General features: G+C 48.6%; 19 protein-coding genes and 1 pseudogene. 12 read left to right on the top strand and 8 right to left on the bottom strand.

Features of this window, described 5'->3' with window-relative positions; all coding sequences use genetic code 11:
• Window positions 1–94: 94 nt before the first annotated feature.
• The 5 genes from MJQ52_RS07480 (at window position 95) to bstA (ending at window position 5307) form a co-directional block, all read left to right on the top strand.
• Window positions 95–697 carry an NAD(P)H-dependent oxidoreductase gene (locus tag MJQ52_RS07480; protein WP_070081516.1) on the top strand — a complete coding sequence of 201 codons (603 nt, stop codon included), beginning with the start codon at window positions 95–97 and terminating at the stop codon, window positions 695–697.
• Window positions 688–1776, top strand: coding sequence for an acyltransferase family protein (locus MJQ52_RS07475; RefSeq protein WP_003155518.1), 1089 nt, complete (start codon window positions 688–690; stop codon window positions 1774–1776). The genes MJQ52_RS07480 and MJQ52_RS07475 overlap by 10 nt, the downstream gene beginning before the upstream one ends.
• Window positions 1777–2032: 256 nt before the next feature.
• On the top strand, window positions 2033–4444 hold the full coding sequence (locus tag MJQ52_RS07470) for a PEP/pyruvate-binding domain-containing protein (RefSeq protein ID WP_094247145.1): 2412 nt from the start codon (window positions 2033–2035) through the stop codon (window positions 4442–4444).
• Window positions 4445–4466: 22 nt separating this feature from the next.
• Window positions 4467–4739 carry a ribonuclease inhibitor Barstar gene (locus MJQ52_RS07465; RefSeq protein WP_094247144.1) on the top strand — a complete coding sequence of 91 codons (273 nt, stop codon included), beginning with the start codon at window positions 4467–4469 and terminating at the stop codon, window positions 4737–4739.
• Between the two features lie 25 nt (window positions 4740–4764).
• On the top strand, window positions 4765–5307 hold the full coding sequence (gene bstA / locus MJQ52_RS07460; RefSeq protein ID WP_094247143.1) for a bacillithiol transferase BstA: 543 nt from the start codon (window positions 4765–4767) through the stop codon (window positions 5305–5307).
• On the opposite strand, the gene MJQ52_RS07455 is transcribed toward bstA, so the two are convergent.
• Complete coding sequence (locus tag MJQ52_RS07455) at window positions 5267–6859, bottom strand: MFS transporter (RefSeq protein WP_094247142.1); 1593 nt, start codon at window positions 6857–6859, stop codon at window positions 5267–5269. The genes bstA and MJQ52_RS07455 overlap by 41 nt on opposite strands.
• A 107-nt stretch (window positions 6860–6966) precedes the next feature.
• Entirely contained in the window at window positions 6967–7449 is a 483-nt protein-coding gene (locus MJQ52_RS07450) for a MarR family transcriptional regulator (RefSeq protein ID WP_003155512.1), read from the bottom strand.
• A 168-nt stretch (window positions 7450–7617) separates the two neighbouring features.
• On the opposite strand from MJQ52_RS07450, the gene mprF reads away from it, so the two are divergent.
• From mprF to MJQ52_RS07435, 3 genes are all read left to right on the top strand, one after another.
• A complete protein-coding gene (gene mprF / locus MJQ52_RS07445) occupies window positions 7618–10188 on the top strand; it encodes a bifunctional lysylphosphatidylglycerol flippase/synthetase MprF (protein WP_070081520.1) in 2571 nt (856 codons plus the stop codon).
• Between the two features lie 92 nt (window positions 10189–10280).
• The gene (locus MJQ52_RS07440; RefSeq protein ID WP_094247141.1) at window positions 10281–11165 is read left to right on the top strand and encodes a PhzF family phenazine biosynthesis isomerase; all 885 of its coding nucleotides are present in this window, start codon (window positions 10281–10283) and stop codon (window positions 11163–11165) included.
• A gap of 76 nt (window positions 11166–11241) precedes the next feature.
• Window positions 11242–11826, top strand: a complete 585-nt coding sequence (locus MJQ52_RS07435) for a nitroreductase family protein (RefSeq protein ID WP_094247140.1) — start codon at window positions 11242–11244, stop codon at window positions 11824–11826.
• A gap of 38 nt (window positions 11827–11864) precedes the next feature.
• Here MJQ52_RS07435 and MJQ52_RS07430 read toward each other — a convergent pair whose 3' ends face one another.
• The 3 genes and pseudogenes from MJQ52_RS07430 to MJQ52_RS07420 form a co-directional block, all read right to left on the bottom strand.
• Window positions 11865–12056: a YfhD family protein gene (locus MJQ52_RS07430; RefSeq protein WP_003155508.1), complete on the bottom strand. Its 192-nt coding sequence runs from the start codon at window positions 12054–12056 to the stop codon at window positions 11865–11867.
• A gap of 70 nt (window positions 12057–12126) precedes the next feature.
• A complete protein-coding gene (locus MJQ52_RS07425) occupies window positions 12127–12237 on the bottom strand; it encodes a YfhE family protein (RefSeq protein WP_003155504.1) in 111 nt (36 codons plus the stop codon).
• A gap of 57 nt (window positions 12238–12294) precedes the next feature.
• Window positions 12295–13195: pseudogene (locus MJQ52_RS07420) on the bottom strand (TIGR01777 family oxidoreductase).
• A 91-nt stretch (window positions 13196–13286) separates the two neighbouring features.
• On the opposite strand from MJQ52_RS07420, the gene recX reads away from it, so the two are divergent.
• The 3 genes from recX to MJQ52_RS07405 all read left to right on the top strand — a co-directional run bounded on the left by recX (window position 13287) and on the right by MJQ52_RS07405 (window position 15736).
• Entirely contained in the window at window positions 13287–14078 is a 792-nt protein-coding gene (gene recX / locus MJQ52_RS07415; protein ID WP_094247138.1) for a recombination regulator RecX, read from the top strand.
• Window positions 14079–14084: 6 nt separating this feature from the next.
• On the top strand, window positions 14085–14396 hold the full coding sequence (locus tag MJQ52_RS07410; protein WP_025650230.1) for a YfhH family protein: 312 nt from the start codon (window positions 14085–14087) through the stop codon (window positions 14394–14396).
• Between the two features lie 146 nt (window positions 14397–14542).
• The gene (locus MJQ52_RS07405) at window positions 14543–15736 is read left to right on the top strand and encodes an MFS transporter (RefSeq protein WP_025650229.1); all 1194 of its coding nucleotides are present in this window, start codon (window positions 14543–14545) and stop codon (window positions 15734–15736) included.
• A 39-nt stretch (window positions 15737–15775) separates the two neighbouring features.
• Here the strand turns inward: MJQ52_RS07405 and MJQ52_RS07400 are convergent, their stop codons facing one another.
• The 3 genes from MJQ52_RS07400 to MJQ52_RS07390 form a co-directional block, all read right to left on the bottom strand.
• Window positions 15776–16165, bottom strand: a complete 390-nt coding sequence (locus MJQ52_RS07400; RefSeq protein ID WP_094247137.1) for a DUF2606 family protein — start codon at window positions 16163–16165, stop codon at window positions 15776–15778.
• Entirely contained in the window at window positions 16128–17039 is a 912-nt protein-coding gene (locus MJQ52_RS07395; protein ID WP_003155497.1) for a trypsin-like serine peptidase, read from the bottom strand. Before MJQ52_RS07395 ends, MJQ52_RS07400 begins: the two co-directional genes overlap by 38 nt.
• A gap of 147 nt (window positions 17040–17186) precedes the next feature.
• Complete coding sequence (locus MJQ52_RS07390) at window positions 17187–17339, bottom strand: small, acid-soluble spore protein K (protein WP_003155495.1); 153 nt, start codon at window positions 17337–17339, stop codon at window positions 17187–17189.
• A 123-nt stretch (window positions 17340–17462) separates the two neighbouring features.
• Between MJQ52_RS07390 and MJQ52_RS07385 the strand changes: the two genes are divergently transcribed.
• Window positions 17463–17732 carry a YfhJ family protein gene (locus MJQ52_RS07385; RefSeq protein WP_003155492.1) on the top strand — a complete coding sequence of 90 codons (270 nt, stop codon included), beginning with the start codon at window positions 17463–17465 and terminating at the stop codon, window positions 17730–17732.
• The last annotated feature ends 113 nt before the right edge of the window (window positions 17733–17845 follow it).

The raw sequence follows: 17845 nt of genomic DNA, 5'->3' as shown, positions 1-17845 counted from the left end.
CAGAACTGGAAAAAGCCTTTCTCGTGTCTTTGCCTCATTCATATGACATCATGATATAATCATTGTAAAAATTAATAAATACTGGGAGGGACATATGAAGACGGTGATTGTGTATGCAAACCCGGATGAGAACAGTTTCAATGCGGCTCTCGTAAAATACGTCGCCATGGCTTTAAAGGACAGCGGCCAAAGCTATACGGTCATTGATTTATACGCCGATCAATTTGATCCCGTGCTGAAGTACGGCGGCGAAAAAAAGCGCTCTGACATGAACCGGGACACTGAAACGAAGAAATACCGGAAACTGATGAAAGAAGCGGATCATCTCATTTTCATCTACCCGCTGTGGTGGGGAGGCGTTCCGGCGATTATGAAAGGCTTTTTTGACAGAGTGCTTGTCGCCGGAGAAGCCTACACATATGAAAACGGCCGCGTAAAAGGACTGCTCCGGGCAGAGACGGCACAGGTCTTTTATACGGCGGACTCCCCGGGCTGGTACTTAAAGTGGTTCCGGAAAAACTCGGACTGGATTACGCTGAAAAAAGGCATTCTGCAATTTTGCGGCATTCAAAAAGCCGAGCGGAACCTTTTTTCTGTCGTCAGAACGAGCACACCCGAACTGCGGGAAAAATGGCTGCGCCAAGCATACGCCAAAGTCCGGCGCGCTTGTGAAAAAGGAGCGGCCGCATGCAGATAAAAGAAATTTTCGTAATTCGCTGCCTGTCCTGTTTAAGTGTCGTTCTGCTTCACGCAGTTTCAATGGTGCTGATGATTCAGGAAGAGTCCTTAGCCAGTGCCGCCCATACGGTTGATGCGTTTCGGACCCTGTTGATGTTCAGCACGCCGGCGTTTATCTTTATTTCGGAATTTCTGCTTGCCAGGTCATACCCGAAAGGCGTTCCAGCGGGTTTTTTAAAGAAAAGGGGCAAAGTCATTTTCGTGCCGTTTCTGTTTATTGCCGCGGTGGATGCCATTTTAATGAAAAGCGTGGCGGAAGAAGGAGCCGGATTCGTTTCAGTGATCGGTAAATTTTTAGAAAATGTGTTTTTAGGAAACTTCATCGGCTACTTCATTCTTGTGATCTTTCAATTTTACATTCTCCATATGCTGCTGCACCGCTGGCTGAACAACACATCCCCAGTATGGGTGCTGTCTGTTTCGTTTATCATCAACGCCGTCTATCTGGCTTACTTTTCGATCTTTCATCCGCCGGCATCATCGGGGCTTGATTCTATTTTTCCGTTCTTTTGGGTTCCGTTTCCGGGCTGGGTGTTTTATTTCTGTCTGGCATTTTATTGCGGAAAGGAATATCCGCGTTTTTTATCGCTCATCAATCAGTACCGTTATGCGGTTTACTTCAGTGCGGCCGTATCGGCAATATTGATTGTGGCCGTTTCATATATCAGCGGCGGCTCCATTTCCTCTAAGCGTCCGGATATTATGATTTACGCGGTCAGTATGATCTTTCTGTGTTTTCATCTGTTTTCAAAGCTCAAAAAAGTGCCCGCGATTGTGATGATGATCAGCAACTATTCGTTTTCAATCTATCTGCTGCACTCCTACTTTTTAATCAGCGGATATCTTCTGGAAGGCTATTTGCGGTCAATGCCTTTAGCGGCTGCCATTCTTCTTTTATTTTTGATCTGCACGCTCGGTCCCATTTTCGTATCGTGGGGGTGCAACCATTTCAGATACGGATACCTGTTTGTCGGGAAAGTGTATCAGCCGAAGCAGACCAAAAGAAATACGGCGGCGCATCAAGGCCGCACAGTCTGAAAAAAAGGCGGCGCTTCGGCCGCCTTTTTGATACGGGTCCGCTTTATCCGGCACGAGGACGGATAGTTGTACATCCTGCAAACAAAGCCCCCGCCTGCGGCTGTTTTGACGGATGCATTTATGACAAAATAACGCCATTGATTTTCTCCCTTGTGAAGACCGATATATTGTATACTTGTAGGAAATACTTTCAAAAAAAGTGAAAAAGAGAAAAACTGTGAGCTTGGATGAACGACTAAAAAGGAGCGGGGACATTATGAATGACTGTGTCAAAACATTCGGAGAACTTCCGGCCGAACTTTATTCCTTTGCGGGAGGAAAAGGAAGCATTCTCTCTAAAATGTATCAAAGCGGGTATCCTGTGCCTGAAGGGTTTGTGATTTTGCCGTCAGCCTTTCAGGACGGACAGCTCCGCCATCAGGCGAGAGAGGCTGTTGATCAATATGTGAATTCCATCCGCAGCCGCCATGCATCTGCGTTGTTTGCCGTACGCTCATCCGCGCTGAGCGAGGATTCCGCTCAGGCTTCCTTTGCCGGAGAATTCGATACGGTGTTGAATGTCAAAACAGATCAAGACATGTCCAGGGCGATTGATGAAGTCCGCCGGTCGGTACAGTCAGAAAGAGTAAAAGCGTACAGCGCCGTTCAGGGAATGGAAGATGAGCATGAAATCGCAATCGTCATCCAGCTGATGATACCGTCTGAGATATCCGGAGTGCTGTTTACCGCAGATCCGATTACGGGGAGCAGGCGGGAGATGACAGGCAATTACGTCTACGGTCTCGGGGAGCAGCTCGTTTCCGGGGAAGCCGATGCCTATTCTTTTAAACTGGCACGGCCCAAGAAAAAATATGACGGCCCCGGGGAATTTCGCAAATATGCGTCAAAGCTCTATAAACTGGCGAAAAAGCTGGAAAAAGATCTTGGAGGGCCGCAGGATATTGAATGGGCCGCCGCGGGCGGGACATTGTATATTCTTCAATCCCGCCCGATTACGACCTTACAAGCCGGAAATCTGGAAACCTATGAATGGAACGATTCTTTCAGCGGTGATTTTTTATGGACAAACACAAATATAGGAGAAGCGATTCCCGATGTGATGACGCCGCTGACATGGTCGCTCCTCCGGAATCTGGATGAAGAGTCGGGCATCATTCCGGGCTATTATGTCTGGTCCGGCAATATTTGCGGCAGAGCCTATAACAATATGAGCCAGCCTCTTTCCGTTCTCGCCGCTTTCGGTCTGAATCCGAAAGGCGGAAAAATTGGAAAAATGATGAGCGATACATTGGGAGAAATCCCGGCGGAAATGAAGATTCCTTTATATCCGTTCTCAAAGTATGAACTTTTGAAGATCATCCCGAAAAAACTGAAACCGTATCTGTCGAAAATGAAGCAAGCGAAAAAAAACATGTCCTCCTACTTGGACGAATCGCCGGAGTGGTGCCGGAATATTGAGGAAAAGCTGAAACGCGCCGAAACGGAGCGGGCATTATTAGCGATATGGAACAATGAGATCTATCCGTATTTATGCAACGCGTGGTTTGCGTTAATATCCGGCGGGCGTGATTCTGCGCAATCCTCTTCGTCGTTAACCTCTCAATTAACAAAACTCGCAGGCATAGAAGATGCGAATCTCCTGCTTTCCAATCTGAGGGGAAAAGGCGGACTGGCCAGCCTGGAGCCGATTATCGGCATTGATCAAGTCATGAAAGGCCGTATGAGCGAGGAAGAATATCTCAGGAACCAAGGCCACCGTGGTCCGCATGAATACGAACTTTCCATACCGCATCCGGGAGAAAACCGGGATTGGCTGACGAAGCAGATCAAAGAACACAAGGAGTCGGGTATTGATGCCGAACAACTGCTTTTGAAACAGCAGCGGGCGCATGAACAGGCCTTCCGAAGATTTGAAAAAAAGTTTCCTCATAAGGTCAAATGGCTCAAAGCCAAAATGGAAAAAGCGTCAGAATACGCGAATATGAGAGAAACAACCAGATCCGAATTTGTCAGGGTGTACCGGACAGCCAGAGCATTCGCGCTCAGAGCGGCGGAAATGACCGGCATGAAGAACGATATTTTCTTCCTGTATCTGCATGAAATAACCGATCTGCTCGCGGGGAAAGAGCCGGCGGTTGCATCGATTCAAGCGAGAAAGCAAAACTATGAAACCTATAAAAAACTGCCGCCGTTCCCATCCGTTATTAACGGAAGATTCAATCCGTTTAAATGGGCTGAGGATCCTGACAAAAGAGCGGATTATTACGATGCTTTTATGCCTGCGGAAACGGATGATGCGCATACTTTAAAAGGTTTCGCGGGAGCGGCCGGGAGAGTGGAGGGCATTGTCCGTGTCCTTGATGCTCCGGAAGACGGTGATTCTTTTGCGGCGGGGGAAATTTTAGTGACGTCGACAACCAATGTAGGCTGGACCCCGCTTTTTCCAAGAGCGGCTGCTATCATAACGGACGTCGGCGCCCCTTTGTCCCACGCGGCGATCGTCGCCCGGGAACTGGGGATTCCTGCCGTTGTCGGGTGCGGAAATGCAACGTCAAAACTGAAAACAGGGGACAGGGTGGCCGTTGACGGCGGGCAAGGCATCGTCCAGCTGGAACCGCGGCAGACTCCGGTCACTTCTGAAGAGGAAAATGGTAAACTGATAGAATAGAATCAAGAGAAAGGAGCCGCGCATGAATAAAGCAGTTATTAACGGGGAGCAAATCAGAAGTATGAGCGACCTGCACCAGACATTGAAAAAGGAACTTGCCCTTCCTGAATACTACGGTGAAAACCTTGACGCTTTATGGGATTGTCTGACCGGCTGGGTGGAATATCCCCTCGTTTTAGAATGGAGACAGTTTGAACAAAGCAAGGAGCTTACAGAAAATGGCGCCGAGAGTGTGCTTCAGGTCTTTCGTGAAGCGAAAGCGGAAGGCTGCGACATCACCATCATACTTTCATAATACGATCAGCGGGAGAGAGACAAAAATGGAAAAACAAACCCTCAGCTATCCGATTGGAGAATATCAGCCGGCTGAATCGATTTCGTCCGGACAGAAACAAGAATGGATCAATGCGCTGGAACACGCTCCGGCCAAACTGAAACAAGCTGTCAGAGCGATGTCGGACAGTCAGCTTGATACGCCGTACCGCGAAGGGGGATGGACTGTCCGCCAAGTGGTTCACCATCTGGCGGACAGCCACATGAACGGCTATACCCGGTTTAAATTGAGCTTAACGGAGAATGAACCGGAAATCCGTCCTTATGATGAAAAAGGCTGGGCCGATCTTCATGATTCCAAAACCGCCGCTTGCGGGGATGCGCTTGAGCTGTTAACAATCCTGCACAGAAGATGGGCCGCTCTTTTGCACTCCATGACGGAAGCCCAATTCAAACGGACGTACTTCCATCCTGTATCTAAAGAGACGGTTACGCTGGAACAGGCGCTCGGGCTATATGTCTGGCACTCTGAACAACACATCGCCCATATTACTGAGCTTTCCCGGCGGATGGGCTGGCATCTGTCTTAGAGGATGCCGGCTTCCGGAAAAACGCCAAAACAGCCGCAGACACGATCGTGCATAATGAAATGACGGCGGCTGCCGTATAAAGATGGTGGTAGCCGCTGGAAATGCCCGCTTCAATCGCATCAGAAACCGCTTTTTTGACGGCGGGAACGGGGATTCGGCTTACCTGCTCCTGCAACGAAGAAAGTTCGCCGCCAATATCGGGCGTTTGCGCCTGATCAGCGGGAATGCCGCTTTTCATTAAGCGGTTTTTAATGTCCTCTCCGATCCGGTCAAAGCCCGCTGTAATGAAGCCGGCATATAAAGCCGGAGCGAGCGTCAGCCCGACCTGCCTTACGAGTGACAGCGTGCCGAGCGCTGTTCCTTTGTTTTGGCCCGCCGTTTCTGATACAAGCACATTCAGCGGAGCCCCGAGCAGAAATCCGAAACCGATCCCCGCAATGACACTCGCCGTGACAAATTCCCATTTATCCGTCACCCATAACGGAAACAGGCTGAATCCGGCAAAGGCGATGGCGCCTGATACAGCCGCGGAGAAGACCGGCCCTTTTTTATCCGTGACCGCCCCGCCGAGCCACGCTCCGATGCCTGACGCCAACGCAAGCGGCGTCATCCAATAACCCGCTTTCTCCGCCGATACGTGCAAATATTGCTCCGCATAAGAAGGAATAAAAATGACCGCAGCGAGCAGCCCTCCCGATAAAAATCCGATGACGAGCGTCCATTGAAACACTTTATTTTGCAGCAGCGAGTAGGCGAGAATCGGATCGCCCCCCCGGTTTTCAACCCGCTTTTCGACCTTAAGCAGCACCAGAAAGAGAAGTGCCGCTCCCAAAAGATAGCCGTACACCTTTACGTCCATTATGCTTTCTGACAGCTTCGCCCCATTGAGATTCGTGATACCGATCATACAAGATAAGATCGCAAGAGACAGCAGCATTGTCCCGGCGAGATCAAGCCGTTTCGCCTCAGGCTCTTTCGTTTCAGCGATAAACAAACCGCCGCACACAACCAAAGCGGCGGCAATCGGCAGGTTAATCAAGAACAGCCAATGCCACGACCCGGTTACATCAAGCAAAAAGCTCCCGATATTCGGTCCGAGGACGGCCGCCATACCGTTCATCGCCCCTAAAAGCCCGAGAGCTTTCCCCTGTTTCTCCTTCGGAAGCACGGCCAGCACATGCGAACTCCCGATTATAAAAATTCCGCCGCCGCCAAGCGCCTGAATGAGCCGTGCCGCCAAAAACATCGGGAAGCTCTGACTGAGTGCGACAAGCAAAGAGCCGAGTCCGAACAGGCCGACTTCCATCATAAACAGTTTTTTCCGCCCGTATCGGTCCGACAGCTTGCCGACAATCGGCACACTGACACTGAGTCCCAATGTGTAAAGGGTCACTCCCCACGATCCCCATGAAGGAGAAACATCAAAAGAGCTGTTAATCGTCGTCAGAGCAGCGGAAATAATTCCGTTGTCCAGCGCCGCCATGAACACACCGATCGTAAAAAGAGTGATGGCCCGGCTCTGGTTTTTTTCTGTTTGCAATGGATCCGGCATACTGATCAATCCTTCCGTTTTAATTCACTTCGAATATATTATTCACTTAGAGTGAATTAAATGTCAAACAAAAAAAGGCCGCCGATACCGGCAGGCCTTTATCATCTCTATGCCTGTTTGGAAGAATCAAGCGCTCTTGCCAAAATGGCAAGCCCTTGATTGACCGTTTGTTTTTCTTCAGCGGTCAGCGTTTCCAATGAACGCTTCAATTTCACATGTCCTTTTTGATAAAGGCTGCGGAATATATCTTTTGCGTTTTCTGTTAATTGAACGACGACTGAACGGCGGTCTTCTTCTGACGGAGCGCGTGTAATGAAACATGATTTTTCTAAACGGTCAAGCAGCCCCGTCGTATTTGAAAGGGAAGCGCCCATTTTCTCTGCTATGTCACTCACCTTAAGAGTTCCGTGGTTGTTCAGAAGCATCAGCACCTTCATTTGCGGCATGCTCATATCCAGTTTCATCCACTCCGACACATCGCCGAGTCCCGCCGATGTCATCACTTTCATGTACAGCACCCAAATATCCCGTTCCTCAGGAGAAAAAATATCGCCGCCTAATACCGTTGTATCATGCAGATTATAATCCATCGTCTCACTTCCTCATTCATACTCCTGCATACCATATTACTGATTTTAATCAGAGAAAGAAAGTTGCAGACGAGTTTTGTTTGAATGTGAGGTGGTAGTGTATAATATGTTGGAGATTATTGGGGGAATTATAATAAATAAGCTATTTTATGATGATTGGAGAGAACATTGCTGACTAAAAAGAATGCCTTATCGATATTAAAAGTATTATTTCCTATTGCAGTTTTGCTTTTAGTCATTTATCAGTCCAAAAAGGAATTGACAGACCTTTCTTTTAAACGAACGCTGTACATTATTAACGGGATTGAGCGTTACGATTTATTTATTCTCGTTCTGCTCGGTCTCCTTGCCGTCAGCGCGATGTCCTTTTATGACTTTGTGCTGAAACGGACGCTTCGCCTCGACATTCCGAATTGGAAAGTATTCAGGGTCTCCTTTATCGCCAATTCCTTTAACAATGTCCTTGGATTCGGCGGTCTGGCGGGCGTCGGGCTGCGGACGATGCTTTACAAAGAGCATACGAATGACGTAAAACGCCTCGTCGCAGGCATCGCCTGGCTTACGTCCTCAGCGCTGCTCGGGCTGTCCGTCTTCAGTATCCTGACCATTGCCCGCATTCTGCCGGTCGGAGAGATTACAGGTGAGAAACCGTGGCTGTGGGCTGTTATCGCCGGAGTGGCGCTTATTGTGCCGGCAGCCTTAATCGCCGCTTGGATCAACAATAAAAAAGCTGGCGCAGAAGACGGTGAAGCAAAACCGAGGCATCCGGTTTTTTCTTACATCGGGGCATCGTTTGCCGAATGGTTTGCGGCGGCCGTCGTCATGTATTATTCCCTGTATGTCATGGGGATTCACGCGGATGTCCGCCATGTATTCGGTGTATTTGCCATTGCTGCTATCGGGGGAATCATCAGCCTTGTGCCGGGAGGATTCGGTTCGTTTGACCTTCTGTTTCTGCTCGGCATGCAGAATATGGGCTTTCCGCAGGAGGCGGTTGTGACATCCATCGTTATCTACCGGATTGTGTATTCATTTATTCCGTTTGTGTTCGGGCTGTTCTTTGCGGCCGGCGATTTAACGGAAAATACGCTTAAACGGCTGGAATCAAATCCGAAGATGGCGCCCGCCGTGGAAACGACGAACGTGCTTCTCGTATTCCAGCGCGCCATCTTAATCAGAGTGCTTTACGGTTCGCTGTCGCTTTTGGTTTTCATGGCGGGAGTCGTTGTGCTGGCATCCGTCGCCCTGCCGATTGACAGGGAGACGGTCATCCCGCATATTCCGCGCCCGGCGCTCCTTGCGTTTAACGCGTTATCGTTAAGCGCGGCTTTGATTCTTTTAATCTTGCCGATTGAATTATACAAACGGACGAAACGTTCTTATTCAATGGCGGTTGCCGCGCTGGTCGGCGGTTTTGTGTTCAGTTTCTTAAAAGGATTGAACATCAGCGCGATCTTTATTCTGCCTGTCGTCATCGTATTGCTGGTGCTGTTAAAGCGGCAGTTTATCAGAGAGCAGGCCTCGTATACGCTCGGCCAGATGATTTTTGCCGCCGCTCTGTTTATTATCGCCTTGTTTAACTACAATCTCATTGCCGGCTTTATTTGGGATAAAATGAATCGGCTGCTGCGCCACGATTATTTCGTTCATAACAATTCGCACATTACATATGCCACGATGACGGCCATTATTGTTGTGCCGCTGTTTTTCCTTTTGTTTACGGTCTTTTATCATAAAAGATCGGAGCCGATCGGAGAAAAGGCCGATCCTGAACGGCTGAAGTCCTTTTTGGCGGAAGAAGGCGGAAACGCCCTCAGCCATCTCGGCTTTCTCGGGGATAAGCGGTTTTATTTCTCAAGCGACGGCAAAGCGCTTTTATTGTTCGGCCAGATTTCCAGAAGGCTTGTCGTGCTTGGTGATCCGTCAGGACAGAGAGACTCTTTTCCGCTTGTGATTGAGGAATTTCTGAATGAAGCGCATAAGCAGGGGCTGAGTGTCATGTTTTATCAGATCGAACGTGAAGATCTGGCGCTGTACCATGACTTCGGCTATAACTTCTTCAAGCTCGGAGAAGAGGCGTTCGTGGATATGGAAGCATTTACGCTGTCAGGTAAGAAAAAGGCGGGGCTGCGGGCGATTAACAACAAATTTGACCGCGAAGGCTACACATTTCATGTCGGGGAACCGCCGTTTTCCTCCGAGTTTATCGCCAAGCTGAAAGACATATCGGACGAATGGCTCGGACCGAAAAAAGAGAAAGGTTTTTCTCTCGGTTTCTTCGACCGGGATTATCTGGAACAGGCGCCGATTGCTTACGTGAAAGACGCGGAAGGGGAGATCATCGCTTTTGCCAACCTGATGCCGATGTATCAGGAAGGCGAGATATCAGTCGACTTGATGCGTTATCGGAAAAGCGCGCCGAACGGTATTATGGACGCGCTTTTCATCCGTCTGTTTCTCTGGGCGCAGGAAAAAGGCTATACCACCTTTAATATGGGCATGGCGCCTTTGTCAAACGTAGGAACGGCTTTTACATCTTTCTGGTCGGAAAGAATCGCGGCCGTCATTTTCAACAACGTCCGGTATATGTACAGCTTCAGCGGGCTGCGGGCCTTTAAAGAAAAATACAAACCGGAGTGGCGCGGGAAATACTTGGCGTACCGCAAAAACAGATCGCTGTCCGTCACGATGATTCTCGTCACCCGCCTGATCGGAAAAACCAAAAAAAGACGCCGTTAAAAGGCGTCTTTTTTTGAAGAATTAACTAAAAATTCTAATTTTACTCTGTTATACTGAATAACATGATCATAAGGTGAAAGGAAGGCTGATGAATGAAACAGGCAACCGTGTTTAAATATGAAGCGTTTACCGATATTCCTGATTTGGGAAATCCCGCGGGAATCGTCTTTAACGGAGATGATTATTCAGATGAAGAGATGCAGATGATCGCCGAAATGGCAGGGTACAATGAAACCTCATTTCTCTGCAAAAGCGGAGAAGCCGATCTGCGCATCCGCTATTTTACACCCGGCCACGAAATGAATTTATGCGGACATGCTACCGTCGCCTCTCTTTACGCATTAATTGAAAAGGGAAGGCTTCAGGCTGATCAGACATATCAAATTGAGACAAAAGCCGGTATTCTTCCCGCAAAAGCCGCTGAACGAAACGGCCGGGTATACATCACGCTCAAACAGGCACCCCCGCAATTTCTGCCGTTTACGGGAGACAAAGAAAAGCTTGCGGCCTCGCTCGGGATTACGGCTGAGGATTTTCACAGCGAGCTGCCGATTGTTTACGGATCAACGGGGATCTGGACACTGATTGTTCCGCTGAGATCACTTCAAGCATCACGGAATATGGTGCCGGACAACGCACAATTCCCCGCTGTTTTGCGCGATCTTCCGAAAGCGAGCGTTCATCCGTTTTCTCTGGAAACCGTTCATCCGGAAATTGATCTGCACGGACGCCATTTTTCTTCCCCTTTCTCCGGAACGACCGAAGATCCCGTCACGGGAACCGCTTCAGGCGTCATGGCAGCCTATATGCGGCAATACGGAGGCTCTGAAGCCGAATGCCTCACGATCGAACAAGGCCAGGAAATCGGGAAAGACGGAAAAGTGGAAATCAGGATTACAGAAGATAACGAAAAGATGAACATCGAGATGACGGGAACGGCCGTGTATGCCGAATCAATCAATTTTCAGCTTCCGTAACGGTTTACAAAAGACGGTCGTATCCGTTATATTATAAATGATAATCATTTTCAATTGAATAGGAAGGTGAATCCGCATGCCGAAAACCGAACAATTACAGCAAAACGAAAGTCTTACACATACAATCAGAAACAGAAGATCCATCCGGTCGTTTAAACCGGAAACCGTACCTTCTGAAGTCATATTAGATATGCTTGAAACGGCCGTTTACGCGCCGAACCACAGACTGACGGAGCCATGGCGTTTTATCTACGCAGCAAGCGAAGCGGGAAAAGCAAAGCTTGCGGACAGCTACGTCTCATTTTTCAAAAAAATAAAAGATGATTTCAACGAGGAAAAAGAGCGGAACATGAGAAAAAACCTCAGCGCCGTTCCGGGATTTTTGCTGGTCGTCTTAAAAGAAGATGAAAATGAATTTACGAGAAACGATGATTTCGCGGCGCTGAGCGGCATGATTCAAAACCTTCAGCTTCTCGCACATGAAAACGGCATCGGCATGGTCTGGAAAAGCGGCCGCATCATGTATGACAAACAGGTTCACCAAGACTTCGGCCTTGCAGACAATGAGCGCTTCGCCGCCATCATTCAAACGGGCTATCCGGATGAACAGCCTAAGGCGAAAGAACGGACGCCGGCAAAGAGCCTGTTTACCGAGTTGTAAAAAAATCCCCGTCTCCATACAGAGGCGGGGATTTCGTATTAGCGGGTTTTGCTTTTAGCTCTGTTGTCAGCGGCTTTCATCCGCGCCTGCGCTTCGCGGTCAGCGGAATCAGCAAGCTCGCTTGAATATTCCTCGTACGTGCCGTCTGTTTCGCGTTTCAAAGCATCCGGAACTTGAGGAAGTTTTTGTTTGTTTTTATCACGGTTTTTGTGAGTATGATTTCTGCCCATATCAATCGCCCCCTGAAAAAAGTGATATCAAACAAACATAGTATCTGCCCGGTCCCGATCTTTATTCAGTTTATTTCCGTTTGGCTGCTCTTTCCGCTTTTTTGAATTCACCGGAATAAAGGACTTCCTGCATTTTTTTCAGATTGGCTCCCTGCTGATGTTTTTCGCGCTTCTTTTCCATAAAAGAAGACCCTCCTTCAAAACAGAATACCAATAGGATTGGCTTTTATTTCCGTTTTTATGCAGATAAGAGATCCTTTAAAGCCAACTCAAGTTCTTCATACGTAAATTGAAAACCGGATGTCAGCGCCTGCTTAGGCAGGGCGCGCTGGCCTTTTACGATCAGCAGGCTCATTTCTCCCAAGGCCTTCTCCAGAAAAAATTCCGGTACGGGAATCCAATGGGGGCGGTGCAGGACGCTTGCGATCGTCTTTCCGAATTGCTTCATTTCTACGGGGTTCGGCGATGTCACATTCATGGGACCGGACAAGTCATCATGCTCCGCCGCAAAAGCAATAAGTTCCGCGGCGTCATCGACATGAACCCATGACAGCCACTGCCGTCCAGAGCCGACGGTGCCTCCGGCTAACAGCTTATAAGGAAGAACCATGAGCGGCAGGGCGCCTTTTTCACCGAGCATCACCCCGAATCTGGCATATACCGTCCGAATGCCGAGCGCTTCAATTTTCTGGCCTTCACGCTCCCACATATGAGCCGTATGACTGAGAAAGTCTTCATTTGACGTATCGGACTGCTCAGTGAACGTTTTCTCTGTGCTGGTGCCGTAAATGCCGACGGCGCTTGCCTGAATTAAAGCCCGGGGTTTTTTCGGCTGCTGCTTCATAATCCGTCTGACTTCTCTCGTCGCTTCTATTCTGCTTGAAATGATTTGTTCTTTCGTTGTGTCCGTCCAGCGGTCAAAGATGGATTTGCCTGCGAGGTTCACCCATACATCAATAGGGGGGAAGCTCGCGCTCAGGCGCCGCGTTTTCGGCCAGCCATTGAACATATGTCACATTTTTTTGTTCGGTTTCTCTCTGTTTTCTTGATAAAATATAGACATGATGTCCCCGGCGGGTAAGCACACCTGTCAGATGCCGGCCCAGAAAACCAGTGCCGCCTGTCATCGCGATATTCATATCCATCTCTCCTTACACGTTGATACATATACTGTACCTCATTTGCCAAAAAGAAAAACGCCTGAACATCGGGGCGGGAAAGGAGACCGGGATGCCGTTTATTACAAAAATATCGACCCAAAAGAAAAATACCGAGCGCTTCAACATCTTTCTTGATGAGAAATATGCATTCAGCGTCGACGCCGACGTACTTGTGCGTTTTGACCTGAAAAAAGGGATAGAACTGGACGAGCTTGACATTCTTGAGATCCAGCACGGCGATGACGTGAAAAAAGCCTTTAACCGCGCCGTAGAATTTTTATCATACCGGATGCGCTCTGAAAAAGAAGTCCGGGATCACCTGAAGAAAAAAGAAACACCGGACATGGTTATTTCTGAAGTCATCCATAAACTGTACGATTACCGCTACTTAAATGACAAAGAATTTGCCGAAGCCTATGCGAGCACCCACAAAAAAACAAACGGCAAAGGTCCTGACGTCCTATTCCGCGAGCTGAAAGCGAAAGGAATAGACGACGATACCATCAAGGAGACGCTCAGCGCGTTTACATTTGATGAGCAGATACAAGAAGCGCTGAAACATATCGGCAAAATCCTCAAAAAAGACAAAAAGCTGTCCACAAAAGAGATCAGACAGCGGGCGCAGATGCAGCTTCAGCGAAAAGGTTTCCCTTTCGACGTCATCAATGCCGCTCTGGAGCAGACGGAGTATGAAAATGATGATGAAGCCGAGATGGAAGCTCTGAAGGCTCATGCGGAAAAAGCGATCAGGAAATACCGCTATGACGGCAGCTATGAAAGCGGAATGAAGGTCAAACAGTACTTATTCAGAAAAGGATTCTCGATTGACGATATTGATCAATTCTTGCAGGAAGAGGAGTAAACTGAAATGGACAAACGATACAGTCAAATGACGCCTCATGAACTACAGACAGAAATTGCGGGACTGACGGAAAAAGCGCGAAAAGCGGAACAGATGGGCATTGTAAATGAACTGGCCGTGCTTGAACGGAAAATGACGATGGCCAAAGCTTACATGCTGAACCCGGAAGACTTTCGGCCCGGCGGGGTGTATCAGATAGAAGGTTCTGATGACACTTTCCGCATTGATTACATCAACGGCGTATTCGCCTGGGGACACAGATCTTCCCCGTCTGACGGGGAAGAAGCACTGCCGATTTCCGTTTTAAAAGAAAAATAATAACAAAAGAGGCCGGTTCCGGCCTCTTTTTCTTTTCGGGCACATTCGTTTCAACCTTTCAGTAAAAAATGATTGAATTCATTTTTGATATCTTTTAAGATGGAATTCGTTGTTTTTTAATAAAAAGGAGGCGATTTGCGTTGAATATCAAAATGAAACAGCCATCTGTGAAATTAATGATTTTTGTTTTAATGATTTGCACATTTTCCATCGGGTATACGGAATATGCTGTCATGGGTATTCTGACGTCGATTGCCGATGACTTTCATATACATGTATCTTCAGCGGGCATGCTTGTTACGGCGTACGCGGCAAGCGTCTGCCTGACGGGCCCGATCGTAACCATTATCGCGGTTAAGCTGCCGAGAAAGCCGGTGCTGCTAGGGTTGATGGGCATCTTCGTCCTTGCCAACCTGATGAGCGTCTTTGCGCCGAACTTCGCCGTGCTGGCGATTTCCAGAATTTTATCCGCATCCATTCACGGAGCTTTTTTTGCGATCGCCATGGTGTTTGCGAGTGAAATGGTGCCGCCTGAAAAACGATCCGCCGCCGCGGCTTCCATGAACGGCGGATTAACCGTGGCGCTGATGCTCGGCGTTCCGTTCGGCTCTTATTTAGGGGATGCCCTTAACTGGCGGGCCGTCTTTTTCATTATTTCCGTTTTAGGCTTGATCGGGCTGATCGGACTGATGCTGGTCGTACCGAACCGAAAACCGAAAGTGATTCCGATGCTGATGAATGAATGGAGTGTCTTTAAGCATAAACAAGTGATTTTTTCCTTTGCGATCACCATTCTCGGCTACTCAGGCGTATTTATCGCTTACACGTTTATTGAGCCGATTTTAAGAGATTCAGCGGGGTTCGGCACAGTCGGCATTACAGGCGCATTATTTGCTTACGGTCTCGGCGGAGTGGCGGGGAATTTCTTCGCGGGGAAAGTGCCGCTCAAACTGCTGACGCGCACGATGATCGGTGTGATGATCGGCTTGATCGGCGTCTTGGCGATTTTCCCTTATATCGCTGTCTTTCCCGCCGCCGCCGTTTCAGCGACATTTTTGTTCGGCGCCTGTGCGTTCGGCACGCCGCCGCTTTTGCAGACCAAGGTTATTTCTTCCTCTGAAAACGGCACGACAATAGCCGCTGCGGTGAGCGTTTCCGCCTTTAACCTGGCAAACGCGCTCGGCGCCTGGATCGGCGGATTGATTCTCGGGGGAACGGGATCTTACTCATGGCTGTTTGCCGGCGGTGCGCTGATGACGGCTCTCGGCCTTGTGCTTTCCACGTTCGCTCATCTGTCTGAGAAGAAAGATGTTTATGAATACCAAGTGCATAAAGGATAACAAAAAGCTTGCAGGGGATATTCCGCCTGCAAGCTTTTTTCAGTGTTTCAATGTAATGCTGATCACCGTATGTTTATCACTCTCAGCTAAGGAAATATTCCGGGTTTCCGGTACTCCGTCTTTTTCAAAAACGACGGCATAGGTTCCTTTCGCGCCGCTTTTCCATGCAATATCGCCGTGGTGATCAGTCTTGCCTATTATCTCTCCGCGGTCTATATTCGGCTGATGATCTGACTCCGCCGCTTTCATCACGGTAACCGTCACACCGGCCGCCGGTGAACCGTCTGCATGCTCAACATGGAGTGTAACGGGCATTGCCTTTTTGGCGGCGGAATCATCCGCTTTGCCGCATCCGCATAAAACGGCCGCCGCGAGAAAGATAACAAAAGCTTTATTGATTTGACCAATATTGAATGTTGTCGAATACACTGTTTGTCACCCTTGTTCCCAGATTGTAAGACGACCCGCCGTTTGTATGAATGGCAATGGCGGTCTGGCCGGTGTCGCTGTAATTGCGGTAAACGGGCGATCCGCTCTGGCAGCCGAACGTATCTGTCGTGTAAGTGAGTTTATATGTCTCGGCAGAACGTATCGGCTTGCTGTCCGACCACATGGAACCGGACACTTTGTCGCACGGATATCCTGTCACGGTTGAGGAAAGCCCGGCCGGACTGGAACTGTTGGTCGTCCGGTAGCCGTACCAGCCGACAGTATTCCCGGGCGACCCGTTTACTTTGATTGCGCCGTAGTCGTAGTTTGTGTCACCGTTTTCTGTCCACCCTTTGACACTGTAGAATGTCTTGCCTGAATAAGAGCCGTACGGGTACGATGACCCGTTGCGGCCGGGAGCTGCCGTAATTTTCGATGCCCAGCCGTTTTTCTGATCATACACGCAATGTCCCGCCGTAACGATCGTGTCGGCATTGACAAAAAAACCGGTGCATCCGTAGGTGCTTGTGCTGCCGCTGTATGTAACGGTCAGCTGTGCTGTCGCGCGATATGGAAATGATGTTGTGGGAGAAATTCTGATTCGTTCGTCTGTCCCAATAATACTGGAAGGCTTTAATGACTTGATGTCAGCTTTGCTGTTTTGTGCAAGCTGTCTTTTGGTGAGGCCCGTTCCTTCATAAGCGGGGGATGTCTGTGTTGTTTGTACAGGCTGATTCTGATTTGCGTCAAACTCCTCACCGCTGTTTGATACAGATGTCTGCGGGCTGCCCGCTGCTTCAGCTGAAACAGCAAATAATGAAACTGACAGTAAGAATGCGGTAAGGCTCAGCAATCGTTTTGAAACTGTCTTCATTTTATAAAACCCCCTCCTTTTTTGTCTACCGGCTTTCGTTTTAACATTTAACATATTATGGAATTTATTTAGCGTTATGACCGCAAGAGGATGTTTTTTTTCGCAAAAAAAAAAGACCGGGTCATTCCCGGTCTCTTACGGTGTGTGTTATCGTCTGCCTGAAGCTCTCATGCGCTCTTGCGGGTGCGAATTAATTGAACCGTCCGCCCGTTTAGAAGCGTAGTCATCCTTTGCCCGCGGTTCGCCTTCAAACTTATTATTGTTCTGATTAGGAAATCCTTTTGCCTTGTTCCGGACCATTTGTTTTCCCCCTCGGCCAATATCAAAAGGTTGCGCCTTCTGGACTGAAGACGTAAAGTTAGTATATGCCTGTGACGAGCTGCGTAAAAGCAGCAGGTTTTCCCAAGGAAAGGAGACAGAGACATGAATACATATATCGACAAACTGACGAATTTGCTGCTTGAGAAAAATGACATGCTCAGCTATTTGCAAGCGCGAACTTGGGTTGAGCTTTTATGGGGAGATTTCGAAGCGACTTACGCAAAAGCCGGTCGCCCGTATCAAGGAGAGCAAATGACGGAACGCGTCGTCAAGGAATGGATCGAATCATACGGCAGCAAGCTCCATATGTTCCAGAGCGTTCGGGAAGACGTTTCTCATTATTTGGATCAAAGCAGGGGTCTCCTGCATTAATATAGCAGTGCGCCCGCCGGATACCGTCCGGCGGTTTTTTCTTTTTATAAAAGAAATGGGAAAATCATGTTTGACGACCGGCGGAATGTGGAAATGTGTAATAACTTATAAAA

Origin of the sequence: Bacillus sp. jun7 (assembly GCF_051034795.1) — a bacterium.
Lineage (GTDB): Bacteria > Bacillota > Bacilli > Bacillales > Bacillaceae > Bacillus > Bacillus velezensis.
Note: the sequence above shows the minus strand (reverse complement) of the source record. Positions and strands in the feature narration are given on the sequence as shown.